The 23,349-nt window shown below is 45.4% G+C and carries 20 protein-coding genes; 12 read left to right on the top strand and 8 right to left on the bottom strand.

What is annotated here, in order from left to right:
• Window positions 1-40: 40 nt before the first annotated feature.
• The 4 genes from K1M91_RS21320 to K1M91_RS02005 form a co-directional block, all read right to left on the bottom strand.
• A complete protein-coding gene (locus K1M91_RS21320) occupies window positions 41-466 on the bottom strand; it encodes a prepilin-type N-terminal cleavage/methylation domain-containing protein (protein WP_282561059.1) in 426 nt (141 codons plus the stop codon).
• A 67-nt stretch (window positions 467-533) separates the two neighbouring features.
• Window positions 534-965 (bottom strand): prepilin-type N-terminal cleavage/methylation domain-containing protein, encoded by a 432-nt coding sequence (locus K1M91_RS02015; RefSeq protein ID WP_282561058.1) that lies wholly within the window; start codon window positions 963-965, stop codon window positions 534-536.
• Window positions 966-1,613: 648 nt separating this feature from the next.
• The gene (gene nadC / locus K1M91_RS02010) at window positions 1,614-2,456 is read right to left on the bottom strand and encodes a carboxylating nicotinate-nucleotide diphosphorylase (protein ID WP_232799888.1); all 843 of its coding nucleotides are present in this window, start codon (window positions 2,454-2,456) and stop codon (window positions 1,614-1,616) included.
• 25 nt (window positions 2,457-2,481) lie between these two features.
• Window positions 2,482-2,997, bottom strand: coding sequence for a retropepsin-like aspartic protease (locus tag K1M91_RS02005; RefSeq protein ID WP_232799887.1), 516 nt, complete (start codon window positions 2,995-2,997; stop codon window positions 2,482-2,484).
• A gap of 257 nt (window positions 2,998-3,254) precedes the next feature.
• Between K1M91_RS02005 and ampD the strand changes: the two genes are divergently transcribed.
• Complete coding sequence (ampD, locus tag K1M91_RS02000) at window positions 3,255-3,812, top strand: 1,6-anhydro-N-acetylmuramyl-L-alanine amidase AmpD (RefSeq protein ID WP_232799886.1); 558 nt, start codon at window positions 3,255-3,257, stop codon at window positions 3,810-3,812.
• A gap of 47 nt (window positions 3,813-3,859) precedes the next feature.
• Here the strand turns inward: ampD and K1M91_RS01995 are convergent, their stop codons facing one another.
• Window positions 3,860-4,279 carry a transposase gene (locus tag K1M91_RS01995; RefSeq protein WP_232799885.1) on the bottom strand — a complete coding sequence of 140 codons (420 nt, stop codon included), beginning with the start codon at window positions 4,277-4,279 and terminating at the stop codon, window positions 3,860-3,862.
• Between the two features lie 353 nt (window positions 4,280-4,632).
• Between K1M91_RS01995 and pdhR the strand changes: the two genes are divergently transcribed.
• From pdhR to K1M91_RS01960, 7 genes are all read left to right on the top strand, one after another.
• Window positions 4,633-5,397 (top strand): pyruvate dehydrogenase complex transcriptional repressor PdhR, encoded by a 765-nt coding sequence (gene pdhR, locus K1M91_RS01990; protein ID WP_232799884.1) that lies wholly within the window; start codon window positions 4,633-4,635, stop codon window positions 5,395-5,397.
• A gap of 76 nt (window positions 5,398-5,473) precedes the next feature.
• Complete coding sequence (aceE, locus tag K1M91_RS01985; RefSeq protein ID WP_232799883.1) at window positions 5,474-8,137, top strand: pyruvate dehydrogenase (acetyl-transferring), homodimeric type; 2,664 nt, start codon at window positions 5,474-5,476, stop codon at window positions 8,135-8,137.
• 17 nt (window positions 8,138-8,154) lie between these two features.
• The gene (gene aceF, locus K1M91_RS01980; RefSeq protein ID WP_232799882.1) at window positions 8,155-10,134 is read left to right on the top strand and encodes a pyruvate dehydrogenase complex dihydrolipoyllysine-residue acetyltransferase; all 1,980 of its coding nucleotides are present in this window, start codon (window positions 8,155-8,157) and stop codon (window positions 10,132-10,134) included.
• Window positions 10,135-10,242: 108 nt separating this feature from the next.
• A complete protein-coding gene (gene lpdA, locus K1M91_RS01975) occupies window positions 10,243-11,670 on the top strand; it encodes a dihydrolipoyl dehydrogenase (RefSeq protein ID WP_232799881.1) in 1,428 nt (475 codons plus the stop codon).
• A gap of 268 nt (window positions 11,671-11,938) precedes the next feature.
• Window positions 11,939-13,843: a hypothetical protein gene (locus K1M91_RS01970; protein ID WP_232799880.1), complete on the top strand. Its 1,905-nt coding sequence runs from the start codon at window positions 11,939-11,941 to the stop codon at window positions 13,841-13,843.
• A 30-nt stretch (window positions 13,844-13,873) separates the two neighbouring features.
• Window positions 13,874-14,137: a GGDEF domain-containing protein gene (locus K1M91_RS01965; protein ID WP_232799879.1), complete on the top strand. Its 264-nt coding sequence runs from the start codon at window positions 13,874-13,876 to the stop codon at window positions 14,135-14,137.
• Between the two features lie 270 nt (window positions 14,138-14,407).
• Window positions 14,408-14,926 (top strand): zeta toxin family protein, encoded by a 519-nt coding sequence (locus K1M91_RS01960; protein ID WP_232799878.1) that lies wholly within the window; start codon window positions 14,408-14,410, stop codon window positions 14,924-14,926.
• On the opposite strand, the gene K1M91_RS01955 is transcribed toward K1M91_RS01960, so the two are convergent.
• Window positions 14,898-15,782, bottom strand: a complete 885-nt coding sequence (locus K1M91_RS01955; RefSeq protein WP_232799877.1) for an AraC family transcriptional regulator — start codon at window positions 15,780-15,782, stop codon at window positions 14,898-14,900. The genes K1M91_RS01960 and K1M91_RS01955 overlap by 29 nt on opposite strands.
• Before the next feature lie 107 nt (window positions 15,783-15,889).
• On the opposite strand from K1M91_RS01955, the gene K1M91_RS01950 reads away from it, so the two are divergent.
• Complete coding sequence (locus K1M91_RS01950) at window positions 15,890-17,299, top strand: MATE family efflux transporter (protein ID WP_232799876.1); 1,410 nt, start codon at window positions 15,890-15,892, stop codon at window positions 17,297-17,299.
• Window positions 17,300-17,391: 92 nt separating this feature from the next.
• Here the strand turns inward: K1M91_RS01950 and K1M91_RS01945 are convergent, their stop codons facing one another.
• Entirely contained in the window at window positions 17,392-18,960 is a 1,569-nt protein-coding gene (locus K1M91_RS01945) for a cryptochrome/photolyase family protein (RefSeq protein ID WP_232800038.1), read from the bottom strand.
• A gap of 72 nt (window positions 18,961-19,032) precedes the next feature.
• Window positions 19,033-19,782: a DUF4397 domain-containing protein gene (locus K1M91_RS01940; protein ID WP_232799875.1), complete on the bottom strand. Its 750-nt coding sequence runs from the start codon at window positions 19,780-19,782 to the stop codon at window positions 19,033-19,035.
• A gap of 188 nt (window positions 19,783-19,970) precedes the next feature.
• Here K1M91_RS01940 and K1M91_RS01935 point away from each other — a divergent pair, with 188 nt between their 5' ends.
• The 3 genes from K1M91_RS01935 to astA all read left to right on the top strand — a co-directional run bounded on the left by K1M91_RS01935 (window position 19,971) and on the right by astA (window position 23,103).
• Window positions 19,971-20,549 (top strand): aminodeoxychorismate/anthranilate synthase component II, encoded by a 579-nt coding sequence (locus K1M91_RS01935; protein ID WP_232799874.1) that lies wholly within the window; start codon window positions 19,971-19,973, stop codon window positions 20,547-20,549.
• A 263-nt stretch (window positions 20,550-20,812) separates the two neighbouring features.
• Complete coding sequence (locus K1M91_RS01930; RefSeq protein ID WP_303508589.1) at window positions 20,813-22,015, top strand: aspartate aminotransferase family protein; 1,203 nt, start codon at window positions 20,813-20,815, stop codon at window positions 22,013-22,015.
• A gap of 71 nt (window positions 22,016-22,086) precedes the next feature.
• On the top strand, window positions 22,087-23,103 hold the full coding sequence (gene astA / locus K1M91_RS01925) for an arginine N-succinyltransferase (protein ID WP_232799872.1): 1,017 nt from the start codon (window positions 22,087-22,089) through the stop codon (window positions 23,101-23,103).
• The last annotated feature ends 246 nt before the right edge of the window (window positions 23,104-23,349 follow it).

The following is a 23,349-nucleotide window of genomic DNA, read 5'->3' as shown; positions in this document are numbered from 1 at the left end:
AAAATATTACAGAGAAGTGGTGCCAAAAAAATCAACAACCTTAACATAGGCCTTTTGTTTTGCATGTTGAGCTAGCATCAAATTGCCATATTAGTGTTCCAGAATTAACAGATGGTGTCAGAATATAATTCTCAGAGTTAAAGCCATTATTTGAGACTGTTGTCGCTGTGATTGAGCCTACAGAATCAATATCTACATCAGCGACAAAATTACCAACTGTTAAGCTTGCTTTAGAAACTCCTAATTTATTCAGACTATTACATTGAGTTAAATCGTTAACATTATTGACTTGAAAGCATAGGTCAACTGTTTTTCTCAAATTACTTGCTGCAAGAATAACCTCAGAAAAACGAGTTTTATTGGTGTAGTTTAAGTAAGCGGGTAACGCAATACTGGCAAGAATTGCTATGATAGCTACTACTATCATCAACTCAATTAGTGTAAATCCTTTATATTTACCTGCCATATTACATTGCCTCATAAAACTAAAAAGGCATGAGATATCTCATGCCTTAGTCGAAAATAGAGTTAGATTAACATAAGCCTGCAGCAATACAGGTTGATGAACTAACTGTTGCCCAAGTTAGTGAACCATTAACTTCTGATGGTGCTAATCTATAATCTGCACCATCAACACTTGCTTCACCTGTTACGGTAAATGCACCATTTGAATCCCAAGACAGGCTTGCAACATGAGAGCCCGCAGTTACACGAGCAGCACTAACGCCTACCTCTGCTGCTGTGTCACATTTTGTTAGGTCATTATCACCGCGAGTTTGGTAACAAACATCGACTGCGCTTTTAACTGAAGATGCGGCTAGCACAACTTCTGAAAATTTTGCTTTTTTGGTGTAGGTTTGGTATGCCGGCAATGCAATCGCTGCCAAAATACCAATGATCGCTACTACGATCATCAATTCGATTAGGGTAAAACCCTGTTGTGCTTTGTTCATTTGCTTGTTCATAAAGGTTGTCCTTCACTTACGGTTTTATTAGGGATAAGGGTAGGTAATAGAAGTTTATTTAAGGCTTCATTACCTGTGGTGTAACATCTCAAGAAACTTGATCTGACACAAGTTAGCTAGATCATGTTTTCACATATTTACTTTAGAACACAGTGGTGTGTTTCACACTTTATACAGATAAACTGGCCAGAGATTCGTTTAACTCTGTAATGGTTATCACAACACTATACGGTTTGCTCTATGTGTTAAGCGGCGAAATTGACAGATTAACGCCGCAGCAATTATGTAAATAATCGTAACCAACGCGGCGATTCTAATGAACCTCTCACCTTTTTATCAAGTTATTTCGTATGCTTTTAGCAAAATTGAGACTTGACTCAGTAAAACCTAAGTCTTGATATTTAAGAGAAAAGTATTATTGCTGTCGATTGCTATAGGGATTAACGCCGCATTTATCTAAGGTTGATTTTGCAAGTTACTTGGTGTTTCGCGGTTTAAATCAGAGATCAAACCGCTCCGAAAGCTGTGTCGCGCTATTTTTCACGGTCGCACCGATCGTAGGAGATGAGCTTGTTAAGCAAATATCACAAATTCCCTGAGCAAACTTAGAACCTACAAAAAACACTCCTTCGGGCAATCCACAAAGTCTTATCCAACAAAGCGCATTGATAAATCCACTGCTTGTACATGCTTAGTCAGTGCTCCGACCGAGATAAAATCCACGCCGGTTTCAGCAAAGGTGGCGATGGTGGTTAGATCCACATTACCAGATACTTCCAACTTTGTTGTGCCATGGTTATTGGCAACGGCTTGCTCCATCATCGGCACGGTGAAGTTATCTAGCATCACCACATCGGCCTTGGCAGCCAATGCTTGGGCAAGTTCTTCGAGGCTTTCCACTTCAACTTCTACTTTTAAACCCGGCTTTAGAGTGCGTGCTTGGTTAATGGCCTCTGCAATGCCGCCACAGGCTAGAATATGGTTTTCTTTAATTAGGTAAGCGTCATACAAACCAATGCGGTGATTGTTACCGCCGCCGCAAGTCACCGCATACTTAGATGCGTTGCGCAGACCCGGTAAGGTTTTACGCGTGTCCAACAGCTTACATTGGGTATGGGCAATTTTACTGGTATATTCATGGGTCGCGGTGGCAATACCTGATAAAGTTTGAATGAAGTTTAATGCACTGCGCTCGCCAGTTAACAAGGTGCGAGCCGGGCCAGATAAATGGCAAAGCACTTGATTTGGCGTAACGAGGTCGCCGTCTTTAACTTGCCAATCAATGGTGACGCTGTTGCCAAGTTGTTTAAATACTTCATCGGCCCAGGCTTGGCCACAAAACACCGCTTGCTCGCGGCTGATAATGGTCGCCTTAGCTTGGGTCTCAGCAGCAATTAAGTTCGCGGTAATATCGCCGACATCAGCGCTTAGGCCGTTTAAATCTTCAGTGAGGGCGAGGGTGACGCTTTGGGCGATTTCTTGCTGGTTCATGCTATGTCCTGTCGGGCGGATAAAGTTAATTAAAGCTGATGGTCAGCTCGTTACCTTGTTGTACTAACTTAAACTGGCGCAGTACATTCATACCAAGCAGCACAGTGTCGTCGTCCATATAAGGGTTTATTTGCGCGCGGAGATCGTACAATGTTAGCGACCCTAAGCTCAAGCTTTTAATCTCGGTTGAATAGACGGAAATAATGCCATTAGCGGTGCTGACTTGGCTGGTGTAGCCGCGTGTTAAACCCACTTGATCGGCAATATGCTGTGGCAATACGGTTGAGGTCGCGCCTGTATCGAGCATAAAGGTCACCTTTTGTCCGTCAATCAGGCCATCAACCACGTAATGGCCTTGGCGATTCTGCACTAAGGTAATGCTGCCTTGTTGGGTTTGATTATTTAGCTGGCCGTTAGGATTATATTCGCGGGCTATTTTGCCATCAAAATATTGATAACTCAGGCCACCTAAGCACAGCCAAGCAATTACCCACATCCATTTACTTACTTTTTTTGGTGCATTGTGTTCCGGCAATTCCATGACTTCCTCATCTATTCTTTTCGGCTTATTTACACCCAATCAACCTAGAGGTGCTTGAAACATGCATCTTCAAGGTGATTGGGTATATAACCCAGCGAAATCTAATGCGGGTTAATTGCTACTCTTACTTAAACCTGCTTACCTTGATAATTACGCGCTTTACTTGAAAAGACAACCTGTCTTAGCAGATCAGACTTTAGTTAAGGTGTTGGAAATGGCAGGATATGCGGATTAATGGCATTGAGTTTAGGAAATGTATGTCTGTTACTATCGATAGCCAAGGCATGATAGCGCAAGCCCGCCAAGTGCCTTCGCCCTTTTGTGATTTTCGCCCGCTGGATGCGTCCATTTCTTTATTGGTGATCCATTCCATTAGTTTGCCCCCGGCACAATTTGGTGGGCCGTATATTGACCAGTTATTTACCGGTCAGCTTAATCCGAGTGAACATCCATACTTTGAGATTATTCACCAATTTAAAGTGTCCGCCCATGCTCTGATCCGCCGTGACGGTGAATTAGTACAATACGTGCCTCTTGATAAACGGGCTTGGCATGCGGGCGTGTCAGAGTTTGCCGGACAAGAAAAATGTAATGATTTTTCTATTGGCATTGAGCTTGAGGGCACCGATGACAGCGAGTTTACCGATGCGCAATATGCTCGTTTAGTTCAATTAACCGATGCCATTTTAACGCGTTATCCATTGATTACCCCGCAGCGGATCACTGGCCATAGTGACATCGCCCCAGAGCGCAAAACCGACCCCGGCACTGGGTTTGATTGGCAGCGATATTTGCAAGGTTGGGCTGTGAATTAATATCGCGCTTTTATCGCGCCATTACTGGCGCTCCTACGGGCGGAACATCACAAATAACAGCAATCCCAATGCGGATAATCTTTAACACTGGTGACTAATTTGGCACGTAAAGGATTGGCCACGATGTAGCGGCAAGTGGGTAGTATTTCATCTTCGTGGCGGAGGTTGTGATCATAATAGCCATGCTGCCAGACTTTATCCTTGGCTATCGCTTGTTGATGAAGTTGATAGCTGGTACGGCGCTTAACTTGGCCAATGAGATCTTTTAGCTCTAGGTTTGAGTGCAGTTGCACCAGCCAATGAAAATGATCGGGCATCACCACAAAAGCTAAGGTTGAGCATTGTTGCTCGCTATCTGATTTTGCCATTGCATGAATAAGTATGCGAGCAGAGTTAAACTCGTTAAACAGTGGTTGCCTTTGATAAGTCACTGAAGTGATCGAGTAAATACGATTGCTTTGTGACACTCTACCTAACCGTAATCGATAGCCGTGAAAGGGCATGAGTTTATTCTCATTAGAATAGATGAATTTAATATAGGTGATTTATAGTGCCTGTCATTTTATCGCCCCATTACTAGGGCTCCTAGGTTGAGGGATAACTTGCTTTTAACAAAGTTGTCAAAATGTGCTGTTAAGGTTGAATGAATGTAAAACAAGTGCATTGGTCTGACCTTTTTGGCATGAAATTGCAGCTGTTACATAAAATCGTTTGATCTTGATCAGCTTTTCGCTAGACAAAATGTTAGTGCTTTGCTATTTTTTGCGCCAAATAAAATTGGTAATACCAATTGCTCTAAGCGTACTCGAAAAGAGAAACCATGGCCTATCAAAAGATAAAACAGCCTAAAATTGCCGACGTGATTGAAGCGCAATTGGAAAGCATGATTCTGGAAGGGAGCTTAAATCCCGGTCAGAAGCTGCCGCCTGAGCGTGAATTAGCTAAGCAATTTGATGTTTCAAGGCCATCTCTGCGTGAAGCAATTCAACGTCTTGAGGCGCGTGGTTTGCTGACTCGTCGTCATGGCGGTGGCACTTTTGTTGGCGCCGAGCTTAGACAAGGATTAACCGATCCTTTGTACGACTTGCTCAACTCAACGCCGGAATCACAGTATGATTTATTAGAATTTCGTCATGCCCTTGAGGGTATTTCGGCGTTTTATGCAGCGTTGCGTGGCACCGAGACCGATTTTGAGCAAATTCGCCAAACCTTCTCTAATATAGAGCAGGTGCAATTAAATCAAGATCTTGAAGCAGAAGCTAAGGTAGTAGTGGCATTTTATTTGGCCATCGTCGAAGCCTCTCATAATTTGGTATTGATGCATCTGATGCGCGGTTTATTACCGTTATTAGAGCAAAACGTATTACACAATTTAGAACAACTGCAGCGTCGTCCGGAAATTACCGAAGCAATTCGTGAGCACCGGAAAATGTTGCTTGATGCGATTTTGGGCAAAGCGCCTAAAAAAGCCAGAGACGCGTCTGATCGCCATCTGGTTTTTATTGAAGAAACCCTGCTTGAAATTAGTCGTGAAGAAAACCGCCTTGAGCGCTCTTTGCGTCGAATTCAGCAAATTAAAGAATAACTGGGTGTGAATAATCACACTTTCGTTTGTGCGTGAAAGCAGTCACGTTATCGTGAATAACAAATAGGAAACTGCCATGTCAGATATCCAGAAGCAAGATCTCGACCCACAGGAAACTGCGGAATGGTTAGAGGCTTTAGAAGCGGTCATTTCAGAAGAAGGTACTGAGCGTGCTCACTACCTACTTGAAAAGCTAGCTGATAAAACACGTCGTAGCGGTGGTCACTTACCGTTTGACGCGACCACTGCTTATGTTAATACCATCCCACCGGGTCAAGAGCCACACATGTCTGGCGACATGGCGTTAGAGCGTCGTATCCGCGCTATCGTGCGTTGGAATGCGTTAGCGATGGTATTACGTGCATCGAAGAAAGATTTAGACCTAGGTGGTCACATCTCAAGCTTCGCGTCTTCTGCCACGTTATACGATGTAGGTTTTAACCACTTTTTCCGTGGTCCAAACGAACAAGACGGCGGCGATTTAGTTTACTTCCAAGGCCATATCTCTCCGGGTATCTACTCGCGTGCATTCCTTGAAGGCCGTTTGACAGAAGAGCAGCTAGACCATTTCCGTCAAGAAGTAGACGGTAAGGGCTTACCTTCTTACCCACATCCTAAGTTACTACCTGATTTTTGGCAGTTCCCTACGGTATCTATGGGTCTGGGTCCAATCTCAGCTATTTACCAAGCTCGTTTCCTTAAATACTTAACAGACCGCGGCATTAAAGACTGTTCACAGCAGCGCGTTTATTGTTACTTAGGTGACGGTGAGTGTGATGAGCCTGAATCATTAGGTGCTATCGGCATGGCTGCACGTGAAGGCCTAGATAACTTATGTTTCGTTATCAACTGTAACCTACAGCGTCTAGACGGCCCAGTTCGTGGTAACTCTAAGATCATTCAAGAGCTTGAAGGTACCTTCCGCGGCGCCGGCTGGGAAGTGCTAAAAGTTATCTGGGGTCGCTACTGGGATCCACTATTAGCACAAGACAAGTCAGGTAAACTGCTGCAGCTAATGGAAGAAACCGTAGACGGTGAATACCAAAACTTTAAAGCCAAAGGCGGCGCGTACACCCGTGAGCACTTCTTTGGTAAGTACCCAGAAACGGCCGAAATGGTTGCTAACATGTCAGATGAAGATATCTGGCGTCTAAACCGTGGTGGTCACGACCCATACAAGGTTTATGCAGCTTACAAAAAAGCGGCTGAAACCAAAGGTCGTCCAACGGTTATCTTAGCTAAAACCGTTAAAGGTTACGGCATGGGCGCAGCAGGCGAAGGTAAAAACATCGCTCACGGCGTGAAGAAAATGGATCTAGATGCGATCAAGCACTACCGTGATCGTTTCAATATTCCAATTTCGGATGAAGATTTACCGAACATTCCTTACTACAACCCAGGTCCAGACTCGGAAGAAGTAAGATACATGAAGGCGCGCCGTGAAGCCCTAAAAGGTTTCTTGCCACAGCGTCGTATTAACTCTGACATTGAAATGCCGATCCCACCAGTGAGTGCATTTGATGCGGTATTGAAAGGTTCAAACGGCCGTGAAATTTCAACTACCATGGCGTTTGTGCGTATCCTAACGGTACTGCTAAAAGACAAGCAAATTGGTAAGCGTATTGTGCCTATCATCCCAGATGAAGCGCGTACTTTTGGTATGGAAGGTCTGTTCCGTCAAGTGGGTATTTACTCTCGTCAAGGTCAGAAATACACCCCACAAGATAAAGACCAAGTGGCTTACTACAAAGAAGACATTAAAGGTCAAGTACTACAAGAAGGTATTAACGAGCTAGGTGCGAAAGCAGATTGGGTTGCCGCGGCGACATCATACAGCACCAACAACAGCCCGATGATCCCATTCTACATCTACTACTCTATGTTTGGTTTCCAACGTGTTGGCGACATGGCATGGTTAGCGGGTGACCAACAAGCACGTGGTTTTGTGATTGGTGGTACTGCAGGTCGTACAACATTAAACGGTGAAGGTTTACAGCATGAAGATGGTCACTCGCACGTACAAGCGAACGTGATCCCGAACTGTATCACTTACGATCCAACATACGGTTACGAGCTAGCAGTGGTTGTTCAAGACGGCATGAAACGCATGTACGAAGACAACGAAAACATTTACTACTACCTAACGGTAATGAATGAAAACTACGAGCAACCAGCCATGCCAGAAGGTGCGGAAGAAGGTATTCGTAAAGGTATTTACAAGCTAGACGAAGTGAAAGGCCAAGGTAAAGCTAAGATCCAATTGCTAAGCTCGGGTACTATCATGCTGCAAGTTCGCGAAGCGGCGCGCATTCTAGCGGAAGATTACGGCGTTGATGCTAGCGTATTTAGCGCAACCTCATTCAACGAGCTAGCGCGTGATGGTCAAGCGGTTGAGCGTCTAAACATGCTAAACCCACTAGCCGAAGAGCAAGTACCTTACATTACGACTGTTCTTGAAGCTGGCGTACCAACGGTTGCGGCAACGGACTACATGAAAACTTACGCTGACCAAGTACGTGCATACGTACCAGGCCCATACAAGGTATTGGGTACTGATGGTTTCGGCCGCAGTGATAGCCGTGAAAATCTACGTCGTCACTTTGAAGTTAACGCATCTTACGTAGTGGTTGCTGCGTTAGGCGAACTAGCGAAGCAAGGCAGCATTGAGAAATCAGTGGTTGCGGAAGCGATTGCTAAATTCGGCATTGATGTAAACAAAGTTAACCCACTGCACGCATAACAATAGGTATTAAGAGAATGTCTGATATTAAAGAAATTCTGGTTCCTGACATTGGCGCAGACGAAGTCGATGTAACCGAGATTTTAGTCGCCGTGGGTGACACCATTGAAGAAGAGCAAGGTTTGATTTCTGTTGAAGGTGATAAAGCATCAATGGAAGTACCTGCGCCGTTTGGCGGCGTAGTAAAAGAAATCAAAGTAGCAGTTGGCGATAAAGTGTCTGAAGGTACTCTTATCATTACTGTGGAAGCGGCGGGCGGTGCGCCTGCAGCAGAAGCGCCTGCTGCGCAAGAGGCTCCTACGACGCCGGCTCCTGAAGCACCAGCTCCAGCAGCCGCAGCGCCAGCAGCCGCAGCGCCAGCTGGCGCAAGCCAGCTGCTTGAAATCACGGTGCCAGATATTGGCGCTGATGAAGTTGACGTTACTGAGATTTTAGTAGCCGTTGGCGACACGATTGAAGAAGAGCAAGGCTTGATTTCGGTTGAAGGCGATAAAGCTTCAATGGAAGTACCGGCACCATTTGGCGGTGTAGTGAAAGAAATTAAAGTAGCGGTTGGCGATAAGGTGTCTGAAGGCACTTTGATTGTGGTCGTTGAGTCTGGCTCAGCTGCTGCAGAGGCACCAGCTGCTCAAGCAGCGCCTGCACCAGTTGCTGAACCTGCTCCTGCAGCAGCGCCAAGTGCAGCATCAACGACTGAGCTTAAAGAAGTTCACGTGCCTGATATCGGCGGCGATGAAGTTGAAGTCACTGAGCTACTTGTTTCAGTTGGCGACACTATCGAAGAAGAAGCGGGTCTACTAACTGTTGAAGGCGATAAGGCTTCAATGGAAGTACCAGCACCGTTTTCGGGTGTAGTCAAAGAGCTAAAAATTAACGTCGGTGACAAGGTATCTGAAGGTACCTTAGTGGCTGTTGTTGAAGTAACCGTTGCCGGGGCACCTGCACCCGCTAATGCGGCACCGGCTCCTGTTGCAGCAGCGCCTGCGCCAGCTCAAGCTACGCCACAACAAGCAGCACCTAAGCCGCCACCAGTGCCGCATCACCCAAGTGCAGCAGAAAGCAAAGGTTCAGGTACAGTGCACGCTTCACCATCAGTGCGTCGTTTAGCGCGCGAATTTGGTGTAGACCTAACTAAGGTTAAGGGCTCGGGGCGTAAAGCTCGCATCATCAAAGAAGACGTACAAGCATATGTGAAATATGAATTGTCACGTCCAAAAGCAACGGCAACAACGTCAGTTGGCGGTGGTAACGGCTTACAAGTTGTGAAAGCACCAAAAGTTGATTTCTCTAAATTTGGTGAAATCGAAACCGTTGAAATGTCTCGTATCCAGAAAATTTCTGGTCCTGCGCTACATCGCAACTGGGTAACTATTCCACACGTAACGCAATTTGACGAAGCGGATATCACTGAGCTAGAAGCATTCCGTCAAAGCGAAAACGCGATGAATGCGAAAATCGGTAACGGCATTAAAATTAGCCCACTGATCTTCATCATCAAAGCGGTCGCGAAAGCCCTTGAACTGCATCCTAAGTTCAATACGTCACTAGCTGAAGACGGCGAGCACATCATCTACAAGAAATACATCAACATTGGTGTAGCGGTAGATACGCCAAACGGTCTAGTGGTTCCGGTTGTTAAAGATGCTAACCGCAAAGGCATTCACGAGCTAAGCCGCGATTTGGCTGAAATCTCTAAGAAAGCGCGTGATGGCAAGCTAACAGGTAAAGACATGCAAGGTGGTTCACTGAGTATTTCTAGTCTTGGCGGCATCGGTGGCACGCAGTTTACGCCAATCGTTAATGCGCCAGAAGTGGCTATCTTAGGTGTGTCTAAGTCTGAAATGAAGCCAAAATGGAACGGTAAAGAGTTTGAACCTCGCTTGATGGTTCCATTAGCGCTTTCTTACGATCACCGTGTGATTGACGGCGCTGATGGCGCACGTTTCATCACCACAATTAATGGTTTACTGTCTGATTTACGTAAATTAGTCCTGTAAATGTTAAGAGGTCGGCGTTTGCCGACCTTTTTACTTCCATTTTCTTAACATGATTGTAAACTTGTTGGGATTTTTGTACCCCGACAAGCCAAAAGATAAGAGGCCAGAATGAGTAACGAAGTGAAAGCACAGGTCGTTGTGCTAGGATCCGGCCCTGCCGGATACTCTGCCGCGTTTCGTGCAGCAGATTTAGGTTTGGAAACCGTGTTAATCGAAAAATACTCTACCTTAGGTGGCGTATGTCTTAACGTAGGCTGTATTCCTTCAAAAGCCTTGTTACACGTTGCAAAAGTAATTGAAGAAGCCAAAGCCCTTGCTGAGCATGGTGTTATCTTTGGTGAAGCGCAAACAGACATCGATAAAATTCGTATCTGGAAAGACAAAGTAGTTGGCCAACTAACTGGCGGTCTTGGCGGTATGGCTAAGATGCGTAAAGTGAAAGTGATTGAAGGTTTCGGTAAATTTACTGGCCCTAACTCAATTGAAGTTGACGGTAAAGACGGTAAAACTACCGTTAACTTTGACAACGCGATCATTGCGGCTGGCTCTCGTCCGGTTAAATTACCGTTCATCCCGCATGATGACCCGCGTATTTGGGATTCAACGGGTGCCCTAGAGCTGAAAACAGTGCCTGAGCGTTTACTTGTTTTAGGTGGCGGCATCATAGGTCTAGAAATGGGCCAAGTGTACAGCGCACTAGGTTCAAACATTGACGTAGTTGAATTTGCTGACCAGCTCATTCCAGCTGCCGATAAAGATGTTATTCAGGTTTACACTAAGCGCGTGAAGAAGAAATTCGACATCATGCTAGAAACCAAAGTAGTTGCAGTTGAAGCTAAAGAAGACGCTATTTATGTGACGTTTGAAGGTAAAAACGCACCTGCAGAGGCGAAAGCATATGATGCAGTATTAGTGGCAGTAGGTCGTGTACCAAACGGTCTTGGGCTAGATGCAGACAAAGCTGGCGTTAATGTTACTGAGCGTGGCTTTATCGAAGTTGATAAGCAAATGCGCACTAATGTGCCACACATTCATGCTATCGGTGACATCGTGGGTCAACCCATGTTAGCTCACAAAGGTGTGCATGAAGGCCACGTGGCTGCAGAAGTGATTGCTGGTAAGAAGCATTACTTTGATCCTAAAGTGATTCCATCAATTGCCTACACTGAGCCAGAAGTTGCTTGGGTTGGTCTAACTGAGAAAGAAGCGAAAGAGCAGGGCGTTAACTACGAGAAAGCAGTATTCCCGTGGGCAGCATCAGGCCGTGCGATTGCATCAGATTGTTCTGACGGCATGACTAAGCTTCTGTTCGATAAAGACACGCATCGCGTGATTGGTGGTGCTGTTGTAGGTACTAACGCAGGTGAACTACTTGGCGAAATCGGTTTAGCGATTGAGCTAGGTGCAGATGCAGAAGACATCGCACTAACTATCCATGCTCACCCAACGCTACACGAATCAGTGGGTCTAGCAGCAGAAGTATATGAAGGTTCAATTACCGACCTACCTAACCCAAAAGCGGTTAAGAAGAAGTAATTTAAGTTTCAAATACGAATGATAGAAAGCAGCCTAGGCTGCTTTTTTTGTACCCCCATTTTGAAGCTGGTGGCCATTGGCTATACTCGATTTAACTGCGGGGTCATAACTCTGGTCCGCAATGTCGATGCTTTATTTGTTAGTTATTAAAATCACTACTTGTGTCTAGTCTTAGCTTTAAACTTGTGTTTCTTAGCTATTAAATATGCCATTCTTTGCTGTGCTACAAGTTGCATAAATTTAATGGTCAAACGGTTTGGAACATAAGATGAATAGAGACAATAAAAAGAAAGGTTCGGTTGGAGTCTTCGTTGTTTTTTTGATGGGGCTTACTTTGCTCTATGGTTGTGGTGGCGGTGGTGACGCTGACCCAATGCTATCGTCTGTTGTGGTCGCACCAACGTTAGTCCCTTCTGTTTCACCGTCAATTGTGCCAAGTGTTTCCCCCTCACCAACCTCTGCCCCCATTGCTCCGCCATCCGATTTAGGGGTGAAATTACCGCCTGCTAATATTCCCCAAACCTTGGTTAAAGAGACTAAGTTTGACTGGTACATTCGCCCCGACGGTGGGCTATGGGGGCAATGTGATGGAAAAAGTAATCAAGCTTATCCCGGCTCAGGCCTAAACCAAGCCTGCGCCTTAGGAAGTTTATTCGAGCTATTGCCGCCGGGTGAAACACCGAATATGCAAGGGGGAGATAAGGTTTGGGTCGCGAGTGGCGAATATCGTCTGGGGCGTATTGCTAACCAAGTTGATAGCCATCGATTTAGCGACTGCGATGCTAACTGGCCATGGAACTGTTTCATGGCGGTGTTACCTTCAGGGACACAGGATAAGCCAACTCGGTTATATGGCGAATCTTGGCGGCAAGGTTGCACTGCACCTCCGAAATTAGTTGGGGTTGAGCGGGCTAAGCGCGTTATTAATTTAGCGGCAGCGGAATTTGTTGAGGTGAACTGTTTTGAAATAACCGATGGTCAAGCCTGTGGTGAATTTCATTTACATGGCTTTGCCGATCCAAACCACAGTAATCATGGTATTTACCAACAACAGGCTCAAGCTTGTACTCGGGTTAATGATCCTGTTCCACAAGGTGATTGGGCGGGGACTGGAGTCTATGGCGCCGATGCCAAGCATATATTATTAAAAAATATAAACATTCACGGTCTTGCCAATGCTGGGGTGGTCGCTCCTCGGGTAACAGATGTGCGCATAGAGCAAAGCCGTATTGTAGGTAATGCTTGGGTGGGCTGGGAAGGCGATGGTAAGCCGAGTGCTAAAAGCTCAGGTTTAGTGCATTTTAAACATACTGAAATAGCATGGAATGGCTGTATTGAACAACTTGATGGCAGTTACCGTGGCTGCTGGGGACAAACGGCGGGGGGTTATGGTGATGGCTTGGGCACTGGTGATACTGGCGGCAACTGGATCTTTGAAGGCGGCAGTATTCATCACAACACCTCCGATGGCTTAGATTTACTGTATAACAATGATGGCAATGTCACCATTTATGGCTTGCAAGCGTATGCCAATGCAGGTAATCAGGTTAAGGTGGCTGGGGAGCAATTACTGATCGCCAATAGTGTCATCAATGGTCAATGTAATTGGTTTGAAAACCGCCCCGAATTGGCAGATTTAACCCATTGCCGCGCTTCAGGTGTCAGTCTTTCTGTGTCTTTTGCCAACGATAATGCGCAGGCGGTGCTAGTAAACAATTATATAACTGGGCTAGGCGATGGCCTAATTTCACTAGGCAGTGGTCAGCGTCGTTCACAGTTAACGGCGGAAAATCGACTTGCGCTAGTGAATAATATCATTATGGGACAACCTCAGGCGTCTACGCTTGGCGATAACACTTTTTATATTTACACTGAATCGGATCCCGCTCAGGTAATGAACTATGACATAGATTACAACCTAGTGGGTGGCGACATTAAATTCAGCGGTGGTTTCCCTGGTTGCCCTTATGGTGGTAATGATATTTGCAATACACCAACAAACTTAGAGCTGCAGACCGGTCAATTGTCCGACCCGAATACTTTTATTGGTGTCGATCAGGGTTTAACTTCAGGTATGCCAATTTTGTTTACTGAAGTACCGAATACAGACATGGCCGGCAATGCTAGGCAGCGGGGCCAAGGGGTTGATCTCGGCCCGAGAGAGTATCAATAGTATCTAATTAGTGCTCATTATATGAGCTAAATGTTGGTGCCACAAATGCGCTTGGCTCAACGTACCAATGAGCCCTTTACCGTGATGATGATAGACGTTGATCATTTTAAAAAATTTAATGATTTACGTGGTCACGACGGAGGTGACCAAGCTATGCAGGTAGTCGCTCATTGTTTAACTCAGCTAGCGCGTGAAGGCCAAGGCAATGTAGCCCGTTTTGGTGTTGAAGAATTTTACGCCATACTTCTGCCGTGGAAGCCATGGCGGCTGCAGAGAAAGATCGTCAAGGGGTAAGAGCATTGCTGCTGACCTATTAAGTTGATTCAGCGAAGTATTAACGATCACTATTGGATTAGCCGGTTCGAGTGATATCAAGGATACTGAAGCACTGTTAAAGCAAGCAGATCGTGCATTATATATGGGTAAACCAGCGGGGCGAGATTGCGTGATTAACACGGCTAGCCTATCACTAAATTGATTTTCAAAAATGTTTTCTTTAACTATTTGAATGTAATATCTTATTTGGTAACTAAGCCGAATAAAATTTAATAGTTGGAGGAACACATGTTGCCACAAGTCATTATATTAAATGGGACGGGAAGCTCAGGTAAAACCAGCGTGGCGAAGGCGCTACAGGAGCAACTGGTAGAGCAATACTTAAATTTTAGTATTGATAGCGTGCTTTATGCGTTACCACCGAGTGATTTAGCCAACATGATGAAAGGCGAACCTATTACCCGAGGTGGTTATGATTACGCTCAATTGGTGGATGGTTATCACCGCTGCTTGCCTAGCTTACTTGACGCGGGCTGCAAACTGATTATCGACAATGCTTGGATTGATGCCGCAGAAGTAGATAGCTTAATGACCCTACTCAGTCCATATCAAGTTTGTGTTATTGGCGTGTATTGTGATTTGGCCGAGGCTCAACGACGGGAGTTGGCGCGAGGGGATCGCGCTATCGGCTTAGCTGAATATGAGTATCCGCTAGTACATAAAGTGTTTAATTATGATTTCACCTTAGATACTACCCAACTTTCGCCCGAGCAAGGTGCTAGCTTGATTGTGCAGTGGCTAGCGTAGACGTATCAAAGCTAGTGTGTTGTTTTCTAAACCCGGTTGGGCTTAGTCCATGAAGCTTGCGAAACCGGGTAGAAAAATTGGTTAGCTCACTGTATCCCACTAATTCGGCGATATCTTGGATCGGCCAATCAGTGCCGCTGAGCAAGCGTTTGGCTTGATTCATACGTAATTTAATCACCTGTTGTAGCGGGCTACTTTGGTAATACTGTTTACATAAACGATGAAAATGGGGCGACGAAAAGTGCGCTAGCCTAGCCATTTCTTCCACGCTCCAGTTATGGTCTAGCTTTTGTTCTACTTGCTCAAAAACTTGGCGCAAACGCAGTGCTTGCCTATCATGGGCTGATTGATCCGCTAAGCTTGCGGTTAATACTTGGATCATTTGCGCGATCAGCAAAGGCTGAATTTTGGAGTGGGATAAAGCAGATAGCCCTTGTGTTAATACCAAGCCATCGATGCAATTTTTTAGCAATTCACCGTAGGGCATATAGAGTAGCTGGACTTGTTGTTTGATACCTTTTACCAAAGGGGCGTCTGGCTGCATCATCATCCAAGCCAGTTGCCATTCTTTATCCGCTAGTTCAATCCGATTGGCAAAATTGTTCGGTATGATTAATAGGCTACCAGGCTCAAGTTCGTAGTCGTGATCTTTGGTGTGCAGTTGGCCCTTACCACTAAAGGTAAAAAGTAAGGTCACAAAATCAGGATTAGGACGAGAAATTGAAAACTCCTCTATCGCAAGGCAACTGCCACATTGAATAATTTGTTGTGTTGCTAATGCTGCAAGCTCTTCTGGCCCCAGAACTTTTTGCTGGCATTTTGGTGAAATAGTAAAATGGCAAGGTGATATAGGCATAATCTAGAATGATAGTTTTTAATAACTAGCTGCGAGTATAGCATAATCACTTTTTGGGGCTTAAGCGTATTCTATAGCGATTGTGTCAATGATCACTTGGAGCCAGTATGAAAGCCCTTTTTCAGTCAGCAGACAGCCAGTTTTGGCGTCAAGTTCGCAGTATCGCTGTCCCAGTTGCGATCCAATCTTTGTTGTTTTCTATGTTGGCTCTGGTCGATGCATTGATGGTTGCTAGTCTTGGCGAACAGGCTGTTGCGGCCGTAGGCCTTAGCGGTCGAGTATTGTTTTTTAATTTACTGGCTATTATCGGTAGCAGTGCTGGGGTGGCGATTTTGGCTGCGCAGTATTTTGGCGCGAACAATATTGCTGGGGTTAAACGAACCTTAGCTCAAGCTTTTATGGTGTCGCTAGTTATTACCTTGCCATTTGTTTTGCTTTATCTTTTTGCTCCTGATGTGGTGATAGGATTGGCAGGGGGAGAAGCTGGCTTTAGTGAGCTTGCCACGCAGTATTTATTAATAACGGGTTGGACGGTGATTTTTACCGCCGTGGCTGTGCCCATTGAATCTATGTTACGCGCCGTTGGTGAAGCGAAAATGCCAACTTACATCAGTGTCTTTGCCGTGGTGCTTAACGCTGGCTTAAACGCTTTGTTAATTTTTGGCTTATGGGGCTTTCCGCAGTGGGGTGTGATGGGGGCCGCAGTTGGTACTGCTGTATCGCGTTTTGTACAAACGGTGATGCTGGTGGCATATATGTATCAATGGCGTGGTCAATACGCGCCTCGCTGGCAAGATTATAAAGATGGCTTAGCTAAAAAGGCGCGCCAGCGCTATTTCAGTATTGCCGTTCCCGCTATGTTGCAAAATGGGGGCTGGGCTCTTGGTACAGTGACCTATAGCTTTTTACTTGGCCACATTAGTATTAGTGCGCTAGCTGTAATGAGTATTTTAGGGCCGATAGAATCCCTCGTATTATCTGGCTTTTTTGGCCTAGGCGTGGCAACGGCGACCTTAGTTGGCCAAGAATTAGGCGCCGAGCAATACGAACGAGCGTGGAATAAAGCTTGGCTGTTAATCATAAGCGGTGTTGCTGTTGCCATGTGTATTGGTCCGCTGACTTACTTAACGCTGGATTGGATCAAGCAAGGTTTAGTGTTGCTTAATACACCTGAGTTAGATATGGCTTTGCAAGTGCTGCTGATTTTGGCTTTTGCCATTCCACTACGCGTATTCAACATGATGGGGATCTCGGGGGCGCTGCGCAGTGGTGGTGACATGAAGTACGCTGCCTTTATCGATATCTTTGGGTTATGGGGGATTGGTATTCCGATTGCCTTGTTCACCATCTTTGTTCTCGGTTGGCCCTTACCTTGGGTGATCATGGCAATCTTAACCGAAGAGGTCGTTAAGATAGTGTTGGTATTAAGACGGATCCACGGCAAGCGCTGGTTAGCTAATCTAGTCAATGAACCAGAGACCGCGCCAACTGACACTGTGCCAGCAGTTGCCGCGTAATTTTTTATGTAGCAAGCCCCAGTCATGGGGCGATTGGGTCTGTTGAGTCTAACAATTTATCGCCGCATGACTGCGGTTCCTACGCCTACCGGTCACAAATCGTCAATATTGGCTAAATAATCCTGCGCCTGAGCTAAGATACTTTGCTGTTGCTCGGGCGTTTGTGTATCCCAATTGCGATACACCATGCCAATACGTGGGTTGTTGGCTAAGCGCGCGCGGTGTTTAATCATAAATTGCCAATATAAGCTGTTAAAGGGGCAGGCGCCTTCGCCATCACGTTGCTTGACTTGATAGTGGCAACCTTTGCAATAATCACTCATTTTATTAATGTAATTGCCACTGGCGGCGTAGGGCTTGGTAGCAATAATGCCGCCGTCGGCAAACTGGCTCATGCCGCGGGTGTTGGGCATTTCTACCCATTCAATGGCGTCGATATAAATGCCTAGATACCACTCATCCATGGCATCGGGGTGAATGCCAGTGAGCAGGGCGAAATTGCCGGTGACCATTAAACGCTGAATGTGATGAGCGTAGCTGGTTTCAAGGGATTGCTTAATGGCATGGCCCATGCAGTTCATCTTGGTGTTACCGTGCCAATAAAATGCGGGCAGGGCACGCTGGGCATCGAGGCTATTTAGCTCGCTATAATGGGGCATATTGGCCCAATACACGCCGCGTACGTATTCGCGCCAGCCTAAAATTTGCCTTACAAAACCTTCTACTTGCGCCAAGCTAATGTGCTCGGGGCGCTGCTCAAACGCGCTAATGGCCGCTTGAATCACTTGCATCGGATGTAAGATTTTTGCATTGAGGGCAAAGGATAAGCGCGAATGATACAAGCTCCATTGATGCGGACTGTTGGCGGTCATTGCATCTTGAAATTGGCCAAAATTTGGCAGGCAGTGTTGGCAGAAAAAATCCAATAACGCCAATGATTGCTTGCGGTTAATCGGCCAAGGTAAGTGCTCAGCTACTTCACCTATGGTGTTAATTTGATGGCGCTTAAGGCGGGCTAAAATTTCTTCAATCGGGTTGTCAAATAGTAGGGGCGCGGGAATGTTAGCGAGATCGGCACTCTTAAACTTATTGCGGTTTTGCGCATCGTAATTCCACTTTCCACCCAGAGGCTTGTCCCCTAACGTCTTGCCATCATCTTCCATCAGCAGGTTAAAGCGTTTGCGCAGCTTGCGATAAAAGCCTTCCATTAATACATGTTTATTTGGGGCGAAATAATCACCTAGCTCGCAAAAAGGCACTAAAAAATGTTCGCTGTCCCACTCACTGATATTCACCTTGTCTATTTGTAAATTAATAAGCTGTTGGCGCAACCGATATTCATCGGGGCGTTGAAACTGTAACTGGCTAATGCCGTGTTGTTGGCACAACTGCGTGAGTAAATCGGGTAAGTCTTGATAGACTTGGCTGTCATCTAAGGTTAAGTGCAATACCTGATGACCAGCTTGCTTTAATGCGTTAGCAAAGCCTTGCATCGCAGCAAAAAACGCGCACACCTTTTGCACGTGATGCGCCACATAATCGGTTTCTTGTTTTAGCTCGGCAATCAAGTACAGCACCCCACTATCTTTGGTTTGGTACCAAGAGTGATGGGCGTTGAGCTGATCGCCTAAAATCAGGCGCAGAGTGTGGTAGTTGGCCATCGTCATTAGAATATCCGCGTGCGTTTACCTAGTGTGAGTGTAGTTAAACGCCGCGGGTGGCCGATCAGATCTTTATTCGGTGGGCTCGCGGTATAAGGTGGCATCTACGCCAACGCCATTACCGTTGGCTGAGGCAGGGGAAATAAAGATTTGATAGCTGCTGTTGTTGTCCAAGTAAATGGTTTTGTTTAGCAGTTGGTTAGCTAACACATCTGGGTTTTGTTTGGCTTTGACTACCCGTAATAAATAACCGCCAGTGCTGGAGCTAACAGAGCGGGTCGCCGAGACAAAACCATATTTTAAGTCAGAAATTTGTTTATAGTTGTCAAGGTATACATCTACGTCTTGAGCGTAACTAGGCAGCACATGAATAAAGCGGGTACGAACAAAGCCATCGCTCACCTTATCGGTAAAGATCTGACTGGTTCTCATTAATGGCCGAGTGTTGCCGACGCTGGTCACATCGCCATATTGATACAGTAAATACTCCATGTCTTGTTGCAAGGAGACGCGGTGAGTGGTGACTATGTCTTCACGGCTATTAGAATCAACGGCTTTAATTAAATAATCGCGTTGATTGTCATTGCCTAAGTCAAACTTAACTTGCTGAGATACTTCACGATAATTAAGATTTTGCACCAGATTATTGGTCCAAATTCCTTTTTCATCGGTGTTTTGCACATCGATTTGCGGCGCAATAAAATTGATGGCGCGAAATTGGGTTTCATTACGCCAAACATCGCCATTGGTGATGATAAAGTTACAGCCACCAAGCAGTACAAGTGCGGCAGTTGCGAGCAGTCCTTTGAATTGGTTTGACATTTTGACTCCTTGGGCATTTGTTTGAACCACTTTGCTATATTATCGCGATTAGCTGCGTTTCGATAATATTATCAAATCTTGCCTTAACCGATATTGAATGCAGCAATAATTGCACCCTCATTGATTGTAGGTATGATAGCGATTTCTTTTTGTGCACCTCTGATGGCAAATTTTGGAATAGGTAAATCATGCTACTAATGATCGATAACTACGACTCTTTCACCTACAACCTATACCAATATTTTGGTGAGCTAGGGGTTGAGGTGATCGTGAAACGCAACGATCAAATCTCTTTAAAAGAAATAAAAGACATGGCGCCGGGGCACTTAGTGATCTCTCCCGGGCCTTGCACGCCAAACGATGCCGGAATTTCGCTGGCCGCGATTGAACGTTTTGCCGGTGAGATCCCCTTGTTGGGAGTCTGCTTAGGCCATCAAAGTATTGGCCAAGTGTTTGGTGCTCAGGTAGTGCGTGCGAATCAGGTGATGCATGGTAAGACTTGCCCGATTACCCACGATGGCCTTGGTGTTTTCACTGGCCTTGAAAATCCGTTAACCGTGACGCGATATCATAGCTTAGTGCTTGAGCCAGAAAGCTTACCCGATTGTTTTGAGCTGAGTGCCTATACCGAACATTTAGGGCCGCGTGAAATCATGGCTATTCGCCATAAAACCTTGGCGGTGGAAGGGGTGCAGTTTCATCCAGAGAGCATTTTATCGCAGCAAGGACTGCAGTTGTTAGATAACTTTGTTCGCCAGGTTAAATAGTCATTCTTTTATTTTGAATTTTTATTCATGTTTTCATATTTTACCCCTAGATTTATCTGGGGTGTTCGGTTATTTTATTCAATAAAGGTGACTTAATATTTACTTTTTGATGGCGGTGTAGCTGTAGCAAAAGCAGTCTTTTTTTGCATAAATATTGTCGAATTTTAAATTTGCCCACATAATTAACAAAACATTAACATGGTTTGGTTGTTTGTTCTGTTTTCAGGGCGTGATAGTAGAGGGATGTAGTGATGTCAGAACACATAGCAGTTTCAAGAGCCTTATTTGATGAGGTAATGGTTCCTAATTATGCGCCTTCGGCGGTGATCCCAGTACGTGGCAAAGGATCGCGGGTATGGGATCAACAAGGAAATAACTATATCGACTTTGCTGGTGGCATCGCGGTGAACTGTTTAGGCCATGCGCATCCTGCATTAGTCAGTGCGTTGAAAGAGCAAAGCGAAAAAATTTGGCATGTGAGTAATATTTGGACCAATGAGCCTGCGCTGCGTTTAGCGAAAAAATTAGTCGATGCCACGTTTGCCGAGAAAGTTTTTCTGGCTAACTCGGGGGCCGAGGCGAACGAAGCCGCTTTAAAACTCGCGCGTCGTTATAGCATTGAGCATTTCAATGAAGATAAAGTGGAAATTATTGCTTTTAACCAAGGTTTTCATGGCCGCACCTTCTTTACCGTAACGGCAGGTGGTCAATCGGCTTACTCTGATGGCTTTGGTCCTAAACCGGGCGCGATTACTCATCTTGATTACAATGATTTAGCTGCATTTGAAGCGGCCATCAGCGATAACACTTGCGCGGTTATTATTGAGCCCCTGCAAGGCGAGGGCGGTGTGATTAGTGCCGATCCTGCTTTTATCAAAGGCGTTAGAGAATTGTGTGATAAGCACAATGCCTTGCTAATATTTGATGAAGTGCAAACAGGTGTGGGCAGAACTGGTGAGTTGTATGCTTACATGGGCACTGAGGTGGTACCCGATATTTTAACCAGCGCAAAAGCCTTGGGTGGCGGTTTCCCCATTGCAGCTATGTTGACTACCACTAAGATTGCCCAAAGCTTAAAAGTTGGCACTCATGGCAGTACCTACGGCGGTAATGCGTTGGCATGTGCAGTGGCAGAAACAGCATTTGATTTGGTTAATACGCCAGCAATGCTAGCCGGCGTTAAGCAAAAAGAACAGGTATTTAAAGCGCACTTAGCTACACTCAATGAGCAATTTAATCTTTTTGCTGATATTCGTGGTAAAGGGTTGTTGATTGGCGCTGAGCTGACCGAGCAATATCATGGCAGAGCACGTGATATTTTGGTTGCAGCGGCAGCAGCTGGCTTAATGGTATTAGTAGCGGGTCCGAATGTATTGCGTTTTGCGCCAGCACTAAATATTACCGATGAAGAAATTGAGCTTGGCTTCGCACGTTTAACCACAGCCATTGCTGAGGTGCTAAGCTAATAATCTGTGCTATCGTGAATGGATAGTTTAGCCCCAGCCTAGTTGCTGGGGCATTATGATGGAGTACGCTTATGCTAGTGATCCGTCCAATTAAAGCTTCAGACTTGTTCCAGTTGTTAGCAATGGCAGAGGAGTCAGGTGTGGGGTTTACCTCTCTGCCGGTCAACGAAGCATTATTGCAGCGTAAAATTGACCATTCTGTTACCTCCTTTAGCAAAGAAGTAAAACAAGCCGGCGATCAAGGCTATTTGATGGTGGCTGAAGACCTAAATTCGGGTGAAATCGTCGGCACGACAGCCATTGAAGCAGCGGTGGGAATGACCGCGCCTTTTTATAATTACCATGTTGGCAAAGTGGTGCACTCTTCCCCTACACTTGGGGTCTATAACTTAGTTGAAACCTTAACTTTAAGTAACGATTACACTGGGGTGTCAGAGCTTTGCACCTTATTTTTACGTGAGCCTTACCGCAGTGGTCATGCTGGCCGATTGTTATCACGTTGTCGTTTTTTATTGATGGCGGAGCATCGTAATCGTTTTGCCCGCACTGTGATTGCAGAAATGCGTGGTGTGAGTGATCAAGATGGCCGTTCGCCTTTTTGGGCTTGGCTTGAGCAGCACTTTTTTTCTGTCGATTTTCCCACTGTAGATCATTTAACTGGCTTAGGTAATAAGCAGTTTATTGCCGAATTAATGCCTAAATATCCTATTTATATCAGTTTACTTAGCCCACAAGCGCAACAGGTGATTGGTAAAGTGCATGAAAAAACCTTACCTGCGCTAAAATTGCTAGAGAAAGAGGGGTTTCATCAAAATGGCTATATTGACATTTTTGATGCTGGGCCAACCGTTGAGTGCCCAATTGAACATATTCGTTCGGTGCGAGATTGTTTGCGCTTGCAAGTGGAAATTGGCTCACCTATAGACCAAGCTGAATACATAGTGAGCAACATATCAGTCACTGATTTTCGTGCCACGGTGGCATCTATCAGTGTGTCACTTAAGCATCATAAAGCGGTGCTAAGTCATGATGTGGCCGATGCGTTAAAAATAGTAGCAGGGGATACAGTGCGAGTGCTGAGTTTGTAACCACTCACTAAATAATTCAACAAGGAGGCATGATGTATTTAATCAATGGGCTTTTGCTTGAAATGAATGCCGGCCTTTTTCGCCCTGAGTGGCCGATGTAAAAGTTTAGGCCTTGTTTGTCCAATATGGATAAGTGTTCTTAAATCAAAAAGGAGGCATGATGCATTTTATCAATGGGCTTTTGCTTGAAATGAATGCCGGCCTTTTTCGCCCTGAGTGGCCGATGTAAAAGTTTAGGCCTTGTTT

It is taken from the genome of Motilimonas sp. E26, assembly GCF_021278025.1.
In the GTDB taxonomy this organism is placed as follows: domain Bacteria; phylum Pseudomonadota; class Gammaproteobacteria; order Enterobacterales; family CBDFNC01; genus Motilimonas.
Note: the sequence above shows the minus strand (reverse complement) of the source record. Positions and strands in the feature narration are given on the sequence as shown.

Bases quoted from the DNA above. Each gene is read 5' to 3' on its own strand.
- K1M91_RS21320 (WP_282561059.1), bottom strand. From the start codon at position 466: ATGGCAGGTAAATATAAAGGATTTACACTAATTGAGTTGATGATAGTA.
- K1M91_RS02015 (WP_282561058.1), bottom strand. From the start codon at position 965: ATGAACAAGCAAATGAACAAAGCACAACAGGGTTTTACCCTAATCGAA.
- nadC (WP_232799888.1), bottom strand. From the start codon at position 2,456: ATGAACCAGCAAGAAATCGCCCAAAGCGTCACCCTCGCCCTCACTGAA.
- K1M91_RS02005 (WP_232799887.1), bottom strand. From the start codon at position 2,997: ATGGAATTGCCGGAACACAATGCACCAAAAAAAGTAAGTAAATGGATG.
- ampD (WP_232799886.1), top strand. From the start codon at position 3,255: ATGTCTGTTACTATCGATAGCCAAGGCATGATAGCGCAAGCCCGCCAA.
- pdhR (WP_232799884.1), top strand. From the start codon at position 4,633: ATGGCCTATCAAAAGATAAAACAGCCTAAAATTGCCGACGTGATTGAA.
- aceE (WP_232799883.1), top strand. From the start codon at position 5,474: ATGTCAGATATCCAGAAGCAAGATCTCGACCCACAGGAAACTGCGGAA.
- aceF (WP_232799882.1), top strand. From the start codon at position 8,155: ATGTCTGATATTAAAGAAATTCTGGTTCCTGACATTGGCGCAGACGAA.
- lpdA (WP_232799881.1), top strand. From the start codon at position 10,243: ATGAGTAACGAAGTGAAAGCACAGGTCGTTGTGCTAGGATCCGGCCCT.
- K1M91_RS01970 (WP_232799880.1), top strand. From the start codon at position 11,939: ATGAATAGAGACAATAAAAAGAAAGGTTCGGTTGGAGTCTTCGTTGTT.
- K1M91_RS01965 (WP_232799879.1), top strand. From the start codon at position 13,874: ATGTTGGTGCCACAAATGCGCTTGGCTCAACGTACCAATGAGCCCTTT.
- K1M91_RS01960 (WP_232799878.1), top strand. From the start codon at position 14,408: ATGTTGCCACAAGTCATTATATTAAATGGGACGGGAAGCTCAGGTAAA.
- K1M91_RS01955 (WP_232799877.1), bottom strand. From the start codon at position 15,782: ATGCCTATATCACCTTGCCATTTTACTATTTCACCAAAATGCCAGCAA.
- K1M91_RS01950 (WP_232799876.1), top strand. From the start codon at position 15,890: ATGAAAGCCCTTTTTCAGTCAGCAGACAGCCAGTTTTGGCGTCAAGTT.
- K1M91_RS01945 (WP_232800038.1), bottom strand. From the start codon at position 18,960: ATGGCCAACTACCACACTCTGCGCCTGATTTTAGGCGATCAGCTCAAC.
- K1M91_RS01940 (WP_232799875.1), bottom strand. From the start codon at position 19,782: ATGTCAAACCAATTCAAAGGACTGCTCGCAACTGCCGCACTTGTACTG.
- K1M91_RS01935 (WP_232799874.1), top strand. From the start codon at position 19,971: ATGCTACTAATGATCGATAACTACGACTCTTTCACCTACAACCTATAC.
- astA (WP_232799872.1), top strand. From the start codon at position 22,087: ATGCTAGTGATCCGTCCAATTAAAGCTTCAGACTTGTTCCAGTTGTTA.